Genomic DNA, 17615 nt, shown 5'->3' on the forward strand with positions numbered 1-17615 from the left:
CTAGGGACCATTCGTGATGAAAGGGGCTTGGTTGGAGCGCGCTACGGGGTTCGTGAACCAGCGCCTCGTGGTGGTACCCCGGCCGCTTATCCGGGAAGCACTGACACGCCCTATTACACGGCGGTTGGTCGTCACCGATGCTGGTGCCTTTCCTGTCGCCAAAGAACATGGTCGCCATCGTCCTGAAGGGGCCAATGAAACCATCGTCATCTTGTGTGTGGCCGGGGCCGGATGGATTGAAAGCGGCGGTTTTCGAGTCGACGTCACCAAATCCACGGCCGTCGTTCTTCCAGGTGGAACGGGGTTGGCCCACTCCTACGGCGCGTCCATCGAGGACCCGTGGACCATTTGGTGGTGCCACGTGCTCGGCTCAGACGTGGCGGAACTCATCGGCGAATCCGGAGTAAGTCCTGAACGCCCACTGATACCGCTGGTCGCCATAGACCGGTTGACGGCGATGCTGGACGAGATCATCACGGCCTTGGAACGGGACCAGTCGCCAGCACGTCTGGTGGCTACAGCGGGGATGGCGTGGAAACTGCTGGCCACCCTGGCCGTCGAACGACGCCTTCCCGAACAGGGTAGCCCTCTGCAACGAGCCATGAAGTTTCTGGAGGATCGCGTTGATGGCTCGATTCGTCTCCCGGACCTGGCCAAAGTAGTGGGTGTCTCATCCTCACAGCTGAGCAAGCTGTTCAAGGAGGCCACAGGAGGAGGAGTGCTCGCCCACCACGCGGCATTGAAGATGGCCCGCGCCCGGCTGCTGCTGGACACAACCGACCTCACCATCGCCGAGGTGGGACGCGAAATCGGGCTAAACGACCAATTCTACTTTTCCCGACAGTTCACCCGTATGCATGGGGTCAGCCCCCGTGCATACCGCGCCGAAGGAAAGGGCTAGCAACGGACCAACCCGGTCAGGGCCGCCGCGGAAGGCGGCTGAGGGGATGACGTTGACACGGCATCAACAGCTAAGGGCCTGATCGCTATTAGCCCCATTACCCGGTAGTCTTGCATCGTCTGACAATCAGCGCACATATCAGTGGGGCGATACATAATGAACGATGCGACGAGCCTATCTCCAGTAGCTTCCATTTCGCGGCGCGACGCCGTCATGAAGGAGATTCGGCGCGCCATCGTTGCTGGGACCCTGAAGCCCGGCGACAAGCTCACCGAGGTCAAGTTGTCTTCCATGTTGAATGTCAGCCGGCCTACTATTCGCGAGGCGCTGACCCAGTTGGCCCAGGAGGGGCTGCTGATCCAGGAGCCCTACCGAGGTCTCCGTGTAGCAACTTTGGACACGGCCGATATCCTCGACATCGCCAGAACGCGAATGGCGTTGGACATGCTTGCCGCGGAGTCCATCCTGGAAGACACCACAGGGCGCCGGATGGCGATTGTGGATGCCGCATGGGAAGCGTTCGACAAGATTGCTTTCCATCCGGACCCTGTTGTCCTCCATGAGGCTCACATCGCTTTCCACAGAAGTTTCTGGGTTGCTTCTGAAAATGCTCTTCTGCTGCGCCTCTGGCCGGTCACGGAGGCCCATCTGACTATCGCGCTCGCGCAGGACCAAGCCACACGGGCAGACCCCGTTCGAGCCCACGAAGTGCACGAGCAGCTGGTTCGCAGCATGCGTTCCGGCGACATGGAAGCAATCGAGGCGGCATTTTCCGTCCACACCATCGGTAGCGCAGAGCAGCTGATCAAGCTGCTCGAACAGGACAAGGAAACAGCATGAAGGTATTGGTCATCGGCGCAACCGGACTACTGGGTACGGCGGCAGCGACCGCCCTGGACGCCCGACACGAGGTTATCCAGGCCTCGCGGAGCGGCGATGTGCAGGTGGACCTTGCAGACGCCGAATCCATCTCGGCCATGTTCGAAAGCGTCGGCAAGGTGGACGCCGTGGTCGCTTGCACCGGCGTCGTGCCCTTCAAGCCGCTGGCCGAGCTCACGGCGGGAGACTTTGAGGCAGGCGTGGCTGACAAGGTGCTGGGGCAAGTCAACCTCGTGCTGTTGGGGACTCCTTACGTCAACGACGGCGGTTCGTTCACCCTGACCACCGGGGTGCTGGCCCGAGAGCCCATCAACACCGGCGTTGCCGCGTCGCTTGCCAACGGCGCGTTGGAGTCGTTCGTCATGGCCGCGGCTGCTGAGCTTCCCCGGGGGATCCGCATCAACGCGGTCAGCCCATCGGTACTGGAAGATGCTACCGGTTACCACGATTTCTTCCCGGGTTTCGCGAAGATCTCCTCGGAGGACGTGGGCCGGGCCTATGTGAAGTCCGTGGACGGCATACAGAATGGTCGCGTGTTCCCACTCGGCTAAGTCTGGATGATTGTGGAGAAGGGCGGGGACTCTGGGGTCCCGCCCTTCTCCACGTTCCGGCTCTAAGCTGCGTCCCTGCCCGACTCCATTTCGGTCTGGAGGTGGCGGCCAGCGCAGCCGTCGTTCGTGAAGCCGCTGCCTCGGTGCCGAAGGCGCCGGAGTTGTTCAATTGCCATGGGCCGCGTCGGCAGTGGATTCCAGTTCCGCGTCGGGTCGGACGAGCATGCGTTTCGTTGCCCTGCTCAGGGGCCTGTACGCGTTTGCCGCTACGTGCAGCGGTTTCCTAAATAGCACCGGTAGATCTTCTCTGCGACTCATTTCGGTGCAACCCAAATTTGGGGGTAGACGTGCCGCGGCTCACAGTAGTAGCGTTGTCACATAGCCAAATTGCCTGACAATAAAACAACGAGGTTGAGTCGGGCTCCTCGCTACAAAGCCGTTTCTCAGAAGAGAGTGCACCATGACAAAGACAAGCAAAATCGTTCTTGCGGTACTCGCCGTGATCTTGGTTTCCATCGCTGGCGGTTACATCGGTTCCGGCTTCCGGGGGAGCTCTGCGAGCGCATCCACCGGTGCCGCCCAGGGCAACTTCATCGAAGAGATCAAGAAGCGCGGTGAGCTCCGGGTCGGCGTGGCCATCGCACCGCCCATGACGGTGCAGGAAGCGGACGGCACTCTGGGTGGCCCCAACCTGATTCCGCTCCAGGAACTGGCAAAACAGCTTGACGTAAAGCTGGTTCCCGTCGCGGCGGAGTGGAAGAACATCGTGGCCGGCCTCCAGGCCAACCGCTATGACTTCGCGGCCAACCTGGACTACACAGTGGAGCGCTCGCTCGCCATCGGATTCACTGATCCCGTGTACCAGTACCAAGGTGTCTTCGTCGTAAGGGCGGACTCGCCTTTCAAAACGGCAGAGGACATCATCGCAAACGGCGGTCAGATCGCCACCGCCCAAGGATCGGCTCCGGAGAAGGCACTCCAGGGACATACCTCCACCATCATGTCCGTGGACAGCTACTCAAATGCCATTTCGGGCGTGCAATCCGGGCGCGTCATCGCCGAGTTCACCGACCTTCCCACCGCAGAGTCCCAGGCCCAGGCTGACAGCTCGCTGAAGATCGTGGTTCCGTCTCCCGAGATTTACTCGGCTTCCGCCGCCTACGGTGTCCCTTCGACCATCGACCCGCGCTCACTCCAGATCGTGAACGTCGCTATCGAACGTGCCCAGAAGAGTGGAGAGCTCACGCAGGCCTACGCCAAGGTCAACTACGTCGAGATCGACAACCTGGGCGATCTTCTTAAGAAGTAGCCTCCACCTAGGAGTAATCAATGAACGGATACAACTTCGACTGGGATGTAGTGGCCCGAGCACTCCCCAGCATGATCCAAGGACTGGGGCTGACGCTCCAGATCACCATCATCACGATCGTGATCAGCATGATCCTCGCCATTCCGGTAGCAGTCGGGCGCATGTCCAAGATCGAGGTCATCCGCTGGACGGCCCAAGGTTACATTGAACTGTTCCGCTGCACCCCCTTGTTGGTCCAGCTCTTCTGGATCTTCTACGCCCTCCCTGCCCTGACCGGTGTCACCCTCCCTGGATACGTCTCCGCGCTGATCGCCCTCACTGCGAACCTGACGGCGTTCATGGCCGAAACCTACCGCAGCGGCTTCCAGTCCGTGCCGGTGGAGCAGGTTGAAGCTGGGCGCATGCTGCAGCTCAACCGTTTCCAGCAGTTGCGGTACATCATCGTTCCCCAGGCCATGCGGCAGCAGCTGCCCGTGATCCTGTCGCTGAACATCTCACTGTTCAAGGACACGGCGCTGGTCTCTACCATCGCAGTTTCAGATTTGATGTTCGTCTCGAACACCATTTCGGCGCAGAACTATCGGGCCTTGGAAATTTTCACGCTGGCGGCCTTGATCTACTTCGCCATCGCCTTTCCGGTTTCCCTCATTACCAGCGCCATCGAGCGGCGCATGCAGAGCACCGCCGGGCCCGGCTTCAAGCAAGGCCCCAACCTGCTGGCACGGATGATGCCCGGCACGAAAGTAGCTACATCATGACTCACATCAATCTCGAACCGCAGGGAGAAACGGTGGCCGTTCCGGTTCACTCCAGGATCCCTGTCGACACCGGCCAGGTTCTGGTGCAGGCACGGGGACTCCAAAAGAGCTTCTATCACCGGTCCATCCTGAAAAATGTCGACTTCGACATGCACCGGGGCGACATCACCGTCATCATCGGTAAGAGTGGCTCCGGCAAATCGACCCTGTTACGTGCCATTGCGGGCCTCACGGATCCCGATGCCGGAGAAATGAGCATCGACGGCAAGACGGTCTTCGAAGGAACAACCCGCACCAAGGATTGGGCCGAGGCCAGTGCGAATGTAGGGATGATTTTCCAGACCTACACGCTGTGGCCGCACATGAACGTTCTGGATAACCTCACCCTCGCTCCACGCAAGACCCGGGGCATCGCAGCATCCGAGGCTAAAGACCGTGCAGAGTCCGCTTTGGACGAGGTCGGCATGAAGCAGCACATCCTCAGCCGACCCACGCAGCTCTCCGGCGGTGAAAGGCAGCGCGTAGCTATCGCCAGGGCACTGATGATGAAGCCAAAATTGTTGTTGTGTGATGAGATCACGTCAGCACTGGATCCACCCGTCGCCGCGGAGGTCCTCGACGTCCTGCGGCGCCTGAAGGAAGAAGACGGAATCGCTGTAGCCCTGGTGACCCATGACATGGCCTTCGCCTCGAAAGCTGCTGACCGTCTGGTGTTCTTCCACAACGGTGAGATCGCCGTCAACGCAACCCCCGAGGAAGCCTTCGACAACTGCGATAACCCCGACCTGAAGAAGTTCGTTGACGCGGTCCGGTTCTAAGCCGCACGGCCTCGCAGAATCGGACGAGTCACCACGAAAGGAAACACAGTGCACACCGTAGTGATTGGGGGAGGCGTCATCGGCCTGACGCAGGCCTACCACCTGGCCCGCGAAGGCGAGACCGTCACCGTCATCGACGCCCGGGCCACGGGCTTAGGCGCTTCGAAGGTCAACGCAGGCTGGATCTGTCCGGCGGAATCAGCACCCGTGCCTGGCCCCGGCGTCGTCCTCAAGTCCATGAAGTGGATGCTGCGACCGGACAGTCCGCTCTACATCAAACCGTCACTCCAGCCGGACTTCCTGAAGTTCATGTTTGGCATGTGGCGCAAGTCCAACGCCCGCGACCAACGGGCCGGCTTTGAGGGTCATCTCCGCCTTGCGGCCGATACCCTCGGGATCTTTGATGAATACCGGGCCGATGGCATGGACTTCGAGTTGCACACCGACGGCCTGCTCATGGCATTCATGGAGAAGGATAACTTCGACCACCACATCGACAACCTGGACCTGGCTTCCCAGTACGGACGTCAGCCAAAGGTGCTGGACCGGGACGCAGTCCACGAGCAGGAGCCCCTGCTCACCGACGGAGTCCTCGGCGGGATCTATTTCCCGCAGGAGCGCCATCTTGATCCGGGAGCCATGGCGACCGCCTTGTACCATCGTCTGCTGGCGATGGGCGTGAAGATCGTCGAGAACTCGCCGATCGATACGGTTGAGCGAAACGGGGACCGGGTGACCGCCGTGCAAAGCGGCGGGAACCGGTACACCGCTGACAACTTCGTCCTTGCTGCCGGCGCCTGGAGCGGGAACCTGTCCAAGCAGTTCGGGGTGGCACTCCCTGTTCGTCCGGGCAAGGGCTACAGCGTCGAGGTTCCCGCACTGGGCCTGCGCAGCGCAGTTAATCTCTGGGACGCGAAGGTGGCTGTGACCCCCTTCAATGAGCGCCTGCGCCTGGCGGGCACCATGGAGTTCGGCGGACTCGACGAGAAGATCAACCAAGTCCGCGTCGATGCGATACTTCGGGCCCCTGCAAAGTACTTCCGCAATTGGGAACCGCCCTCAACAAAGCCGGCACCCATGGCCGGAATGCGGCCGATGACGCCGGACGGACTTCCGGTCATCGGCCACCTCGGACAGCTTCAGAACACCTTCGTGTCCACGGGCCACGGAATGATGGGCATCACTCTGGCACCCGGCACCGCTTCTGCCCTCACTGATCTGATCCTGAAAGGCCGCGCGGCGTCCACCCTTCAGCCCTTCAGGGCCGATCGGTTTCGGGGCGTCCAACGGCAACAACCCGTTTCGGCCCTGTAGCACCTCACCCACATTCACGCGCCGCATCCAGGCGGCCGAAATACTCAATCCCCAGAAAAGGACTTATAGAACATGTCTCACACCACCAAGGACCTCCGGGGCATCCTCGCAGCAGTCACGACCCCGTTTACGGAGGACGGCAGCGCTCTCGACGAACCGGCACTGCAGCGTCAGGTCGAGCGACTGATCTCAGCCGGCATTCACGGCATCGTGCCCACGGGAACCACTGGAGAATTCACCACACTCTCCGCCGACGAATACCGCCGCGTCATCGAGCTTTACGTCAAGGGCGCGGACGGCCGCATCCCCGTAGTAGCCGGCGTCGGTGCCCTGTCCACCCAGGGTGCCATCGACCTTGCACAGCACGCGGAAACGGTTGGCGCGGACGCCATCATGCTGGTCCCGCCGTTCTACGATCCCCTGGACCTGAACACCTTGAAGGTTTTCCTCAGCGCGGTGGCAGAATCAATCAGCATCCCGATCGTCTACTACAACGTTCCCGGTGCCACCGGCATCCAGCTCACCGCAGCTGAACTCGCCGAGTTGGGCAACATTGACGGCGTGGACTACATCAAGAACACCTCCGATGACGCCGTGGGCCTGGCCGAGCTCCTCGCGGCCCGCACCGACCGCATCAAGGCCTTCAACGGCTGGGACACCCTCACCTTCTTCGGCATCGCCTCCGGCGCCGAGGCCTCCGTCTGGGGCACCGCAGGCGTAGTTCCGGAACTCGCCGTCGAATTCTGGAACGCCCTTGCCGAGGAGAAGGACCTGGTCCGCGCCCGCGAACTGTGGAAGCACCTCTGGGCCATCAGCGATTTCCTTGAGTCTGTGAACTACGTGGCGGGCATTAAGGCCGGATTGGAACTCATTGGCGAACCCGTTGGTCCGGCCCGTCTGCCCATCCAGCCCCTGCCCGCCGAAGAGCGTGAACGCTTCGCCGGGATCCTGCGCGCCGCCGGCGTTCTCCCGGCAGTAGCAGCATGAGCGCCGCCCCGCTCGCCCTCGACGCCATCGAGGTGCACGCAGAGGGCGAGCCGGGGCGGATCCTGACCTCCGCCGCCGGCCTCGTCCACGGTGAGACCATGGCGGAGCGTCTGCAGTACTGCAAGGAAAACCTTGACTGGCTGCGTCGGCTCATGCTTCACGAGCCGCGCGGCTACCCTGGCCTGTGCTCGGTAATTCTCCTACCGCCGGTCAACGAGGGCTCCGATTTCGGCATCGTGGTCCTGGAGCAGGGCGGATTCACTCCGATGTCCGGCTCCAACACCATCTGCGCCGTCACGGCCGTATTGGAAGAGGGCATCGTCCCCGTGCGCGGCCCGGAAACGACGGTCACCATCGACACCGCAGTGGGTGTCGTAACGGCGGTGGCCCGCGTAGAAAACGGCAAGGTCCTCTCGGTGACCGTGGTGAACGTGCCGGCGTTCGTCGTCGAACTCGACTTCCCGCTGCAGGTACCGGAGCTAGGGACGGTTCCTGTCGACGTCGTGTTCGGCGGGCAGTTCTTCGCCCAAGCCAGGGTAGCGGACCTCGGCCTCGAGTTGAGCCCTGACAACGGCAAGGAACTCGCCCGCGCCGGAGCACTCATTAAGCTGGCTGCCCTGGAGCAAATCCACGTCACCCACCCGGACAACCCTGCGATCTCCGGCGTCAACCTGATCATGCTTCACTCTGGCGACCGTGTGCCAGGACGGCAAGACCGCAACACCGTTGTCCTCTCGAACGGCAAGCTGGTGGCGGACGATCCCAGCACCTGGACCGGCGCATTGGACCGCTCGCCCTGCGGAACCGGAACCAGCGCGCGGATGGCGGCACTGCACTCACGCGGCCAACTGGCCATTGGTGAGGACTTCTCCCACCACAGCATCATCGGCAGCGAATTCATCGGTCGCCTGACAGGGACGACGACGGTCGGCTCACGGGAAGCGGTCCTCCCGACCATCACCGGCCGTGGCTGGGTGACGGGCCGGAGTCAGTGGCTGCTCGATCCCACCGACCCCTTCCCGTCCGGCTACACAGTCGGGGACATCTGGGCGCCCGGCGCCTAACCTACCTCTCCGCGCGACGGCATTGCCATTATCTGCCATCTCGCGCACCCAAAAACCACAGAAAGCAGGAGTTGTGAGCCAGTTCATTAACGGCAAGCTCATCGAAGGCAGCACCGGTGAAACAGTTGATGTCATCGATCCATCCAACGGGACCATGGTGGACACCATCACCCTGGCAGGCAGCGACGACGTCAAGCTGGCCGTCCAGGCCGCCCGCGAAGCGTTCCCGGCGTGGTCCCGGGCCACTCCGGCCGAGCGCTCCGCAGTGCTGACCAAGTTCGCCGCGCTCATGGAAGAGCGCGCCGAGCAATTCGCGCAGCTCGAATCCCGCCAGGCAGGCAAACCCATCCGTCTGACCCGCGAATTCGACGTTCCCGGCACTATCGACAACATCGCGTTCTTCGCCGGCGCCGCCCGGAACCTTGAAGGCAAGGCAACGGGGGAGTACTCGGCAGACCACACCTCATCCATCCGCCGCGAAGCAATAGGCGTCATCGGCTCCATCTCACCGTGGAACTACCCGCTCCAGATGGCTGCCTGGAAAATCCTGCCCGCCATCGCTGCCGGCAACACGATCGTCCTCAAACCGGCGGAGATCACGCCGTTGACGTCGCTGCTATTCGCCGAGGTGGCGACCGAAGCGGGACTGCCGGCCGGCGTCGTGAACGTCATTACCGGCCGTGGTTCCACCGTGGGCGCCGAACTGCTCCGCCACCCTGACGTGGACATGCTTTCCTTCACCGGTTCCACCGGTGTGGGCCGCACGGTCCTCGACGCCGCCGCCACCACTGCCAAGCGCGTCCACTTGGAACTCGGCGGCAAGGCACCGTTCGTGGTGTTCGACGATGCCGACCTGCAAGCCGCGATTCACGGCGCCGTCGCCGGTTCGCTGATCAACACAGGACAGGACTGCACCGCCGCGACCCGCGCGATCGTGCACCGCTCGCTGTACGAGAAGTTCATCACCGGCGTCGCGGACCTCTACGCCCAGGTAAAGCTTGGCCCCACCGACGATCCCACCACGGATCTGGGGCCCCTCGTCTCCGAAACCCACAGGGACAAGGTGGCGGAGATGGTGGAACGGGCCCGCGGCTACGCCCGTGTCATCGGCGGCGGCATACCTTCCAGTGAAGACGGCGATCTTGCCGCCGGCTCCTACTACCGCCCCACCTTGGTGGCCGACGCAACCCCGGACAGCGAAATCTTCCGCGACGAAGTCTTCGGCCCGGTACTCGCCGTCACCCCTTTCGACACCGACGACGAAGCGATCGAACTGGCCAACGACACCCCGTACGGCCTCGCTGCGTCCGCATGGACCAAGGACGTGTACCGCGCCCTCCGCGCCACCCGTGAAATTCGCTCCGGCTGCGTCTGGGTCAACGACCACATCCCGATCATCAGCGAAATGCCCCACGGTGGTTTCAAGGAGTCCGGCTTCGGCAAGGACATGTCCACCTACTCCTTCGACGAGTACACCGTGGTCAAGCACGTCATGTTTGATCTCACCGGTGTTGCCGCCAAGCCGTGGCACCGCACTATTTTTTCACGGGAGGCATAGCTACATGGCGACGACGGGACTTACCCGACGCTTCGAAGGCAAGTCTGCGCTGGTCACTGGAGCAGCTGGAGGTATCGGTTCGGCGATCAGCAGACGATTGGCCGCAGAGGGTGCGCACGTTTTTGTGGCAGATGCCAATGAAACGGCGGCGAAACAGGTTGCTGCGCACCTGATCGCCGAGGGTTTCAGCGCAGAAGCATTGGTGTTTGACCTCCTCGACTCTGCAGCGGCCGAAGCCGCCGTGGAACGCGTCATAGCGACTTACGGCCGCCTGGACGTGCTGGTCAACAATGCGGGCATCAATCGCCGTGGAGACCTGTTGTCGCTCAGTCAAGATGATTGGGACTTGTCCTTCGCGGTGAACGTGGACTCGTTGTTCCACCTGTGCCGAGCTGTCCTGCCGCACATGATCGAGGCAGGCGGCGGCGCGATCGTGAACACCGCTTCGCAATGGGGCATGTACCCGGCACCAGGTCATATCGCGTACAACGTGTCCAAGGCCGCTGTGGTCTCGTTTACGCAGAACCTGGCACGGGACTACGCGCCACACAGGGTCCGCGTCAATGCCGTGGCACCCGGCGAAGTCCACACGCCAATGCTGGAAGCAGGACTCGCCCGGAACGGGCGGACCGTGGCTGACCTGGACGCGCTGGTTCCGTTCGGGCGCATCGGCAAGCCCGAGGAGATCGCTGCGCTCGTTGCATTCCTGGCTTCCGATGAGGCGCCGTACATTTGCGGATCCGTTGTCGAGATTACTGGCGCCCAGGCAGTGGCATGAGCGCCGGAATGCTGGAGGGCAAGACAGTTTTAGTCACCGGCGGTTCCCGCGGAATCGGCCGGGCAACCGTTGAGACGATGCATCGTGAAGGAGCCCACGTTGTCCTGCACTACGCCAACAACAAAGACTCCGCGCAGGCAACCGCCGACCGACTCGGCCAACGCGTCAACCTCGTTCAGGGCAACCTGCTTGACCCTGCCGAGCGTGCCAGAATCTGGGCGGAAGCCGCTGACTGGCGTTCCGGCATCGACGTTCTCGTCAACAACGCCGGCGCCTGGCTGGCATCGGACATTGACGACTCGGACGCGTGGCAACTGGGCTGGGAGGCGAACTACGAACTTAACTTGCTGGCGCCGGCTGACCTCTGCCGGGAGGCAATCTTGGGGTTCCGACGGCGGGGCGGCGGCATCATCGTCAATGTCACCAGCCGCTCGGCGCACCGAGGGGACGACGCCGATCACCTCGCCTACGGTGCGGCGAAGGGCGGCCTGCTTGCGCTGACCAAGGGCATTGCCCGCGGCTTCGGCAAAGAGAACATCCTGGCCTACGCCATCGCACCGGGGTGGGTGGCCACGGACATCGCGGGGGACCTCGCCGAAGATCCTTCAGTGCTCGCAGGACTGCCGCTAGGGGAAGTCACACCGCCGCAGGACGTGGCCGAGGTGATCACTTTTCTGGCATCGGGCCGTTCCCGCCACGCCACCGGCGCCACGATAGATATCACCGGAGCGGACTACGTCCGCTAGTACCTATGAACTCGTGAGGGGCACCCATGGAACTTAGGCGTATCAGCGACTGGACCACTTTGGTGGGGGCTCGCATCGAACTACGTCAACAAGGGCGGCCGGTATGCTCTGGCCACGTGGATGCTGTCACCGATGACGGAGCCATCCTCTGGCTCGTTGCGCCGGCTGACAAGCGAAGAATTTACGAGAAGGCGGAGTTCTATGAAGCGTGGGCTCAGGAGGAGCAGACCGGCTTTCATTACCGGGCATCCTTGAGTCCTCTTAACGATCACTAGGGTCTCTGGGGCGGACTTCCCTCGTGAGTGAATTGTGTGTCCGCGCTCTCGGATTCCGAGACTTAGTGGGCGTACCCGGCGGCTGCTTCGGTGAGTGTTTTTCCCTTGGTTTCGGGGGCGAGCCATTGGGAGAGTGCAGCGCCTGCAAGGGCGACGGCGGAGGCGATCAGCATGGTGGGTCCTGCCCCCAGTGATTCCATGGACATGGGCAGGAGGAAGATCCCGATGCCTGCGCCAACGCGACTGACGGCAGCCGCGAACCCGGTTCCGATTCCCCGGATTTCTGTCGGGAGGACTTCGCCTGGGTAGACGTTCGTCAGCGTGTTGTATCCGGCGTTGAAAAAGGAGAAGACCAGGAAGAGGATGAGCACGGCGATAGCGGGGGCGCCAGCCCAAAGCCCAATGATTGCGAGGACTGCAGTGCAGAGCCATTGGGGAGGGACGGTCAGCGTGCGGCGGCCTACTTTTTCGATGAGCAGGAAAGTGACGATGACTCCGGCGAGGGCGATCGCGGAGAGCCCGACGCCGCCAGCTAGACCGCCGGCCAGGCCGTACTGTTCCAGGACGCTGTCCGCGAAGGTGGCGATAGCGAAGTAGGGTGTCACGGCGCAGAACCAAAAACCCGAAATGAAAAGGGTAGAGCGCCAGTACTGCTTGGAGAACAGCATCCCGAATCTGCCTTTGCGAACGTCCTCATGCTGGACGTCGTCAAGGGCATCGTCCGGCAGGTACTTTGCGGCAAGTGCGCGGGCCTCGTCCGTGCGGCCGACGCTCCACAACCAGCGGGGAGATTCCGGCATTCCAAGGCGGCCCAGGAAGATGGCGATCGCGATGAAGGTGCTGGTGCCAAGAATGAAGTGCCAGCTCAGGTCTGTGTACTCATTGAGGAGGTGCCCGATCAGGAACGCGATCATGAATCCGGCGTACCAGGCGATGCCCATGGCGGCCATCAGCCTGCCCCGTAGGTGGGTGGGCGAGAATTCCGCCATCATCGGCCACCCGACCGCGTACTCTGTGCCAATGGCGATGCCCATCAATAATCGCACCACGATGAGCAGCGCGGCGGAGTCGACGAAGAACTGCATTCCCGAGGCGATCGCGAACAGCCCGATATCGAACATGAAGATGGGCTTTCGGCCCCACTTGTCGGAGGCAAAGCCACCGAGCGGAGAACCGATCAGGATGCCGATCAGCGCTGCCGCAGCTATCAGCCCCTGCCAGAACGCATCGAGCTGGAGGTCATCGGCCATCCGCTCTGACACCGGTCCAATGATGCCGAGGACGTAGCCGTCCAAGACCATGCCTCCGATAAGGACGGTGACCATTCTGACCATGAAGCGTTGCTTGCTTGCGGGCGAGACATCAATGTGATGGGCCGCTGGATTATCCATGGTTGACACTGGGAGCTCCTGACGACGGCGTACACAACCCATGGTCCGCCTCATGCCCAGCGTTATGAAGTCCTCTCCACGGACGAATTTTTTGGCAGTGCGTGCTGGGGCGCGCCGCGATACCTGTTACCAACGCCTCCTAAATATGTAAAGATTCAAGGAAATAGCGTATGGAGGTCCTTCGTGCGCGCAGGACCGATCACAGGAGGGTTTGCCATGGAGAGTACGGCACTCTCAACCCGCGCCTTGGATCTTCTGCTCTTGTTGCGCGGGAGTGAGCCCGAAGGCCTGGGCCGGGCGGATCAGGTCTCCTACCAGATCGAAACGGCCATCCTGATGGGCATTCTGACGGAAGGTGACAGGCTCCCCACTGAATCGGTCCTGGCGGCAGAGCTGGGCATTTCTCCCATCACCCTCCGCCAATCCCTCGCTGCATTGCGCACAAAAGGCCTGATCGAAACCAGCAGGGGCCGGAGCGGTGGCAGTGTCATTAGAGGCCAGATCGATCTGACGGACTCCCAGCTCCAGCGGAAATTGCGAGATGCCAGCACGGAATCACTGCGTGACTTGGGTGACCTGGGTGCTGCAATCTCCTCCATGTCCGCCCGGCTGGCGGCTAGTCGAGCGGACGCCCAGAACGTTGCCCACCTCGAAGACCTGGTTCAACGGCATCGGGACACGAAAGATGAGCGCGCCAGGAGACGGGTAGATAGCCGCTTTCACGTTGCGGTGAGTGTTGCCGCGCAGTCGAGCCGTCTCACGTCGGCCTCCTTGCAGCTCGAAGCCGAGTTGATGACGCTCTGGTGGAGCCATCCGGCGCAGGCCGACAGCCAAGATGTTCTCGAGGGGCAGCACACGGCTATTCTCGAGGCAATCCGGGCCCGTGACGCCGATGCCGCCTCGGCCGCAGCTGAGCTGCATTCCCGTACCGAGACCGAGTACCTGATAGCACAGCACCTCAGATTGACGATGGAGTCCGACGAAAATGCGTGACTTGGCAGCAACAGATAGGGCTCTTGAGCGAACAGCCGAAGCCATCTCCTCTAATGTCGGCGGTGTTTTTGACGATCTGGAGAAGATCGCGGCCACTGTTTCAGCCGTGGCGACGCAGGCCCAGGATGCGCCCCGGCGAAGTGCCTACGCTTTCCTGAAGAGGGACTTGGCCACCTTCATCAATCGGCACTCGGCACTGATTGTCGGGGCCGGCATAGCCTACGCACCCGGCAGTCTTCCCGAAGCACCTCTGTGGCTGGAATGGTGGAGGGGTGCGCAGACTGGGGGAGAGCCGCGCTGGGTCACGCACGACCTCAACCCCGAATCCCTGAATTACTACGACTACACAACCCGCGAATGGTTTGCGACGACTTCTGCCAAGGGAAGTCCTGTCGCCGTGGGACCTTACGTGGACATTGGCGGCATTAACGTCAATATCATCACGCTGTGTGTTCCTGCTCCTACACCGCAAGGAACCCACGTCCTTGGGTGTGATCTGACGCTCGCCAAGCTCGAGGGCGTGTTCCTTCGGGCCTTGCAACTCCAGGATCCTACCGTGGTCCTGCTTGGCCCTACGGGCCGGGTCATCGCGTCGAATAACGCCCGCATAGCATCGGGCACCCTCTTTGTGGAGGAAGACCTCAAGCAGGTGGACCGCTCCGTCGATGTCTCCTCGACGAGTCCCGCACGGTTACCTTGGAGGCTCATCACGTTGAGGGCCTGACCTTGTCACGACATGCATCCCGTCCGGCAGATTCTGCCGGACGGGATTTTTTTACCCAAAAGACCTATTGCATTAATCATACAATGATGTATCTTTTAGTTGTGACCAGGCACACAAGCCCCTGGAATGCACCTCATAAAACAGACGTGACATAAGCGTTCTCCAGCTGCCGACGAAGACAGCATGCGGGTCCGCGTACCGCGATCCTCGAAGAAGAAAGTTCAATCCCATGAAAGACGTAGTAATTGTCGGCGGTGGCCTCGCAGGACTCTCAGCAGCATGGCGCTTGCGGCATTGGGACACTCTGGTGCTCGAATCCGAACACCGTGTGGGTGGGCGAATCCGTTCTGAACGGCGCGGCAACTACTGGTTGAACTGGGGCGGACACGTCTTCGCGGGTGCCGGTTCCTCCACGGACTCTTTGCTGAGTGAGGTGGGTGTTAGTGCGGTCCAGATTCCGGGATCGCTGCAGGCATTGTCCATGAACGGGAAGTTCATTCGCGAGGGACACATCGCCACTTACCCCTTCCGTATTCCGATGTCCTTGTCCTCGCGGATTGACACCTTGAAAGCGGGAATCAAGGTTGTCAGCGGAGTGGCCAAGTACACCGGCGTCGTTCGCAAGCGTGCAGGCGAATCAGGCGCCATGCGTCAGCAGCGCATCTACGATTTCGAGAACAGCAAGTCGTTTCAGGATTTCATTGGTGACCTTTCCGAAGACGCGGCCGCCCTCTTCAAGACGACGGTTACCCGTTCGGCGGGGGACATGGATGAGATCTCGGCCGGGGCCGGCATCGGCTACTTCAGCTTGGTGCTGGGGATCGGTCAGGGCTTGAGCCAAGGCATCGTTGGTGGACCGTCCACCCTGACGGAGTCCATTGCGGTTTCGTTGGGTGAGCGGGTCCAACTTGGCGCCACCGTCAACGAAGTGGTGCACAAGAAGGACTCGGTGTTGGTCCGTTACACCCAGGGCGGCAAGGAGCTGGAAGTGGAAGCTCGCACGGTGGTGCTCGCCACTACCGCGGATGTTTCCCACAAGGTGGGCGTGGATCTTCCCGAGGAACTCCGCGGCGCACTCAGCCAGATCAAATATGGACCGCACGTCAGTACAGCCTTCCTGACCAACGAAACCTCGGCACGTCCCTGGGATGATATCTACGCCATCGCAGCGCCCAAGCGCTCCTTCGCCATCGCCTTGAACCAAGCGAGCATTGTGCGCGGCACCGAATCCGTCCGCAAACCCGGCGGCAGCTTCATGACGTTCTCCCCGGCCAGCCTGGGCAAGGCATTGCTGGACAAGAGCGACGAGGAAGTCATCCAGACCCACCTTGCGGACCTTGACCAAGTGCTGGGCCATGGCTTCGCGGACAGTGTGGTGGAAGCGCAGACGGACCGCTGGAAGGTCGCTTCCCCGTACTGCTTCCCGGGCCGGGCCAAGATCCAGTCCACGCTCATGCGCGGCACCAACCGTGTCTTCCTGGCAGGCGACTACCTAGGCACGCTGTACACGGAAAGCTCCATCACCACCGGCTTCTCAGCAGCCCAGGAAGCAGCCAGCGTCCTGGCCACCCACCGCCAGGCATCCCCCAAGTCCGGCCTGTCGGCCGTCGCCTGATCCCACAACTCTTAGCGCTACAGCTACCCCTATTGAAAGAGGAACATTCAATGTCCAAGGAACTCCGCGGCGTACTCACCGCTCTCTCCACCCCGTTCAACCAAGACGAGACCATCGACGTCGAAACCCTGCGCCAGATCGTCGACCGCTCCATTGACGCCGGCGTCGACGGCGTCGTCGCCGCAGGCTCCACCGGCGAGGTTGGCGCGCTTTCCTCTGAAGAGCGCCTGCTGCTGATCAAGACCGTCATTGAGCACACGAACGGCAGGGTCCCGGTCATCGCGAACACCGGCGCCACCTCCACCGCAGAAGCCATCCGTCTCTCCAAGGCCGCCGAGCAACTGGGCGCAGACGTGCTGATGCTCATCACGCCGTACTACGAGCCGCTGTCCTTGGAAGAAACCGTCACGTACATCAAGGACGTGGCCCGCTCGGTCACCATCCCCGTGATGCTCTACAACATCCCGCCCGTCACCGGCGTGAACCTGGACCCCGCAACCGTGCGTGCCCTGGCCGAGGAAGTGGAGAACATCCTCTACATCAAGGACTCCAGCGCCAACTGGGAGCAGGCGCTGCAGCTTATCCATCACCACAGCGACGTCATCGGCACCTTCATCGGTTGGGATGCCTACCTCTACAGCGCACTCGCAGAGGGTGCAGCAGGTGTTATGGCCGGCACCGCGAACGTTGTTCCTGACGAGATCGTGGCTGTCACCAAGCGGATCGCGGAAGGTGACCTTGCCGGTGCCCGCGAACTCTGGAACGCCGTCTACCCTGTGATCGATGCGCTGCTGACCGTGCCATTCATTCCGGCGGTCAAGACCGGCCTCACGTTGACCGGCCTTCCGGCCGGATTGCCGCGGCGGCCAACTGCAGGGCTCGACGCCGATGATCTCGCCAAAGTTGAGCGGGCGCTGGGCAAGCTGTCATCGCTCAAACAGAACATCGGCTAAT

Annotated in this window: 18 protein-coding genes; 17 read left to right on the plus strand and 1 reads right to left on the minus strand. The window is 61.9% G+C overall.

What is annotated here, in order from left to right:
* Positions 1-31 precede the first annotated feature (31 nt).
* The 13 genes from MOD31_RS12580 (at position 32) to MOD31_RS12640 (ending at position 11938) form a co-directional block, all read left to right on the plus strand.
* Complete coding sequence (locus MOD31_RS12580) at positions 32-901, plus strand: AraC family transcriptional regulator (RefSeq protein WP_144653115.1); 870 nt, start codon at positions 32-34, stop codon at positions 899-901.
* A gap of 213 nt (positions 902-1114) precedes the next feature.
* A complete protein-coding gene (locus MOD31_RS12585; protein WP_250820799.1) occupies positions 1115-1741 on the plus strand; it encodes a GntR family transcriptional regulator in 627 nt (208 codons plus the stop codon).
* A complete protein-coding gene (locus MOD31_RS12590) occupies positions 1738-2331 on the plus strand; it encodes a short chain dehydrogenase (RefSeq protein WP_144653113.1) in 594 nt (197 codons plus the stop codon). Before MOD31_RS12585 ends, MOD31_RS12590 begins: the two co-directional genes overlap by 4 nt.
* A gap of 460 nt (positions 2332-2791) precedes the next feature.
* Complete coding sequence (locus tag MOD31_RS12595) at positions 2792-3640, plus strand: ABC transporter substrate-binding protein (RefSeq protein WP_144653112.1); 849 nt, start codon at positions 2792-2794, stop codon at positions 3638-3640.
* Between the two features lie 20 nt (positions 3641-3660).
* Complete coding sequence (locus MOD31_RS12600) at positions 3661-4398, plus strand: amino acid ABC transporter permease (protein WP_144653111.1); 738 nt, start codon at positions 3661-3663, stop codon at positions 4396-4398.
* A complete protein-coding gene (locus MOD31_RS12605; protein ID WP_250820800.1) occupies positions 4395-5216 on the plus strand; it encodes an amino acid ABC transporter ATP-binding protein in 822 nt (273 codons plus the stop codon). Before MOD31_RS12600 ends, MOD31_RS12605 begins: the two co-directional genes overlap by 4 nt.
* A gap of 48 nt (positions 5217-5264) precedes the next feature.
* Complete coding sequence (locus MOD31_RS12610) at positions 5265-6530, plus strand: FAD-binding oxidoreductase (RefSeq protein WP_144653109.1); 1266 nt, start codon at positions 5265-5267, stop codon at positions 6528-6530.
* A 72-nt stretch (positions 6531-6602) separates the two neighbouring features.
* On the plus strand, positions 6603-7517 hold the full coding sequence (locus tag MOD31_RS12615; RefSeq protein WP_144653108.1) for a dihydrodipicolinate synthase family protein: 915 nt from the start codon (positions 6603-6605) through the stop codon (positions 7515-7517).
* Positions 7514-8581 carry a proline racemase family protein gene (locus tag MOD31_RS12620; RefSeq protein WP_144653107.1) on the plus strand — a complete coding sequence of 356 codons (1068 nt, stop codon included), beginning with the start codon at positions 7514-7516 and terminating at the stop codon, positions 8579-8581. The genes MOD31_RS12615 and MOD31_RS12620 overlap by 4 nt, the downstream gene beginning before the upstream one ends.
* A gap of 73 nt (positions 8582-8654) precedes the next feature.
* Entirely contained in the window at positions 8655-10139 is a 1485-nt protein-coding gene (locus MOD31_RS12625; protein WP_250820801.1) for a gamma-aminobutyraldehyde dehydrogenase, read from the plus strand.
* Positions 10140-10143: 4 nt separating this feature from the next.
* On the plus strand, positions 10144-10917 hold the full coding sequence (locus tag MOD31_RS12630) for an SDR family NAD(P)-dependent oxidoreductase (protein ID WP_144653105.1): 774 nt from the start codon (positions 10144-10146) through the stop codon (positions 10915-10917).
* The gene (locus tag MOD31_RS12635; protein ID WP_144653104.1) at positions 10914-11663 is read left to right on the plus strand and encodes an SDR family NAD(P)-dependent oxidoreductase; all 750 of its coding nucleotides are present in this window, start codon (positions 10914-10916) and stop codon (positions 11661-11663) included. Before MOD31_RS12630 ends, MOD31_RS12635 begins: the two co-directional genes overlap by 4 nt.
* Positions 11664-11689: 26 nt before the next feature.
* Positions 11690-11938 (plus strand): hypothetical protein, encoded by a 249-nt coding sequence (locus MOD31_RS12640; protein WP_144653103.1) that lies wholly within the window; start codon positions 11690-11692, stop codon positions 11936-11938.
* A 62-nt stretch (positions 11939-12000) separates the two neighbouring features.
* On the opposite strand, the gene MOD31_RS12645 is transcribed toward MOD31_RS12640, so the two are convergent.
* A complete protein-coding gene (locus tag MOD31_RS12645; protein WP_250820834.1) occupies positions 12001-13329 on the minus strand; it encodes an MFS transporter in 1329 nt (442 codons plus the stop codon).
* Between the two features lie 216 nt (positions 13330-13545).
* Between MOD31_RS12645 and MOD31_RS12650 the strand changes: the two genes are divergently transcribed.
* From MOD31_RS12650 to dapA, 4 genes are all read left to right on the plus strand, one after another.
* Positions 13546-14322: a FadR/GntR family transcriptional regulator gene (locus tag MOD31_RS12650; RefSeq protein WP_250820802.1), complete on the plus strand. Its 777-nt coding sequence runs from the start codon at positions 13546-13548 to the stop codon at positions 14320-14322.
* Positions 14315-15046, plus strand: a complete 732-nt coding sequence (locus MOD31_RS12655; RefSeq protein WP_250820803.1) for a cache domain-containing protein — start codon at positions 14315-14317, stop codon at positions 15044-15046. The genes MOD31_RS12650 and MOD31_RS12655 overlap by 8 nt, the downstream gene beginning before the upstream one ends.
* 229 nt (positions 15047-15275) lie before the next feature.
* On the plus strand, positions 15276-16661 hold the full coding sequence (locus tag MOD31_RS12660) for an NAD(P)/FAD-dependent oxidoreductase (RefSeq protein WP_250820804.1): 1386 nt from the start codon (positions 15276-15278) through the stop codon (positions 16659-16661).
* A 50-nt stretch (positions 16662-16711) separates the two neighbouring features.
* Positions 16712-17614: a 4-hydroxy-tetrahydrodipicolinate synthase gene (gene dapA / locus MOD31_RS12665; RefSeq protein WP_250820805.1), complete on the plus strand. Its 903-nt coding sequence runs from the start codon at positions 16712-16714 to the stop codon at positions 17612-17614.
* Position 17615 lies beyond the last annotated feature (1 nt).

The sequence above is a fragment of the Paenarthrobacter sp. TYUT067 genome, from assembly GCF_023656375.1.
In the GTDB taxonomy this organism is placed as follows: domain Bacteria; phylum Actinomycetota; class Actinomycetes; order Actinomycetales; family Micrococcaceae; genus Arthrobacter.

Coding starts and splice junctions, on each gene's coding strand:
- MOD31_RS12655 (WP_250820803.1), top strand. CDS start 14,315: ATGCGTGACTTGGCAGCAACAGATAGGGCTCTTGAGCGAACAGCCGAA.
- dapA (WP_250820805.1), top strand. CDS start 16,712: ATGTCCAAGGAACTCCGCGGCGTACTCACCGCTCTCTCCACCCCGTTC.
- MOD31_RS12635 (WP_144653104.1), top strand. CDS start 10,914: ATGAGCGCCGGAATGCTGGAGGGCAAGACAGTTTTAGTCACCGGCGGT.
- MOD31_RS12595 (WP_144653112.1), top strand. CDS start 2,792: ATGACAAAGACAAGCAAAATCGTTCTTGCGGTACTCGCCGTGATCTTG.
- MOD31_RS12585 (WP_250820799.1), top strand. CDS start 1,115: ATGAAGGAGATTCGGCGCGCCATCGTTGCTGGGACCCTGAAGCCCGGC.
- MOD31_RS12605 (WP_250820800.1), top strand. CDS start 4,395: ATGACTCACATCAATCTCGAACCGCAGGGAGAAACGGTGGCCGTTCCG.
- MOD31_RS12615 (WP_144653108.1), top strand. CDS start 6,603: ATGTCTCACACCACCAAGGACCTCCGGGGCATCCTCGCAGCAGTCACG.
- MOD31_RS12640 (WP_144653103.1), top strand. CDS start 11,690: ATGGAACTTAGGCGTATCAGCGACTGGACCACTTTGGTGGGGGCTCGC.
- MOD31_RS12650 (WP_250820802.1), top strand. CDS start 13,546: ATGGAGAGTACGGCACTCTCAACCCGCGCCTTGGATCTTCTGCTCTTG.
- MOD31_RS12590 (WP_144653113.1), top strand. CDS start 1,738: ATGAAGGTATTGGTCATCGGCGCAACCGGACTACTGGGTACGGCGGCA.
- MOD31_RS12600 (WP_144653111.1), top strand. CDS start 3,661: ATGAACGGATACAACTTCGACTGGGATGTAGTGGCCCGAGCACTCCCC.
- MOD31_RS12645 (WP_250820834.1), bottom strand. CDS start 13,329: ATGGATAATCCAGCGGCCCATCACATTGATGTCTCGCCCGCAAGCAAG.
- MOD31_RS12660 (WP_250820804.1), top strand. CDS start 15,276: ATGAAAGACGTAGTAATTGTCGGCGGTGGCCTCGCAGGACTCTCAGCA.
- MOD31_RS12620 (WP_144653107.1), top strand. CDS start 7,514: ATGAGCGCCGCCCCGCTCGCCCTCGACGCCATCGAGGTGCACGCAGAG.
- MOD31_RS12630 (WP_144653105.1), top strand. CDS start 10,144: ATGGCGACGACGGGACTTACCCGACGCTTCGAAGGCAAGTCTGCGCTG.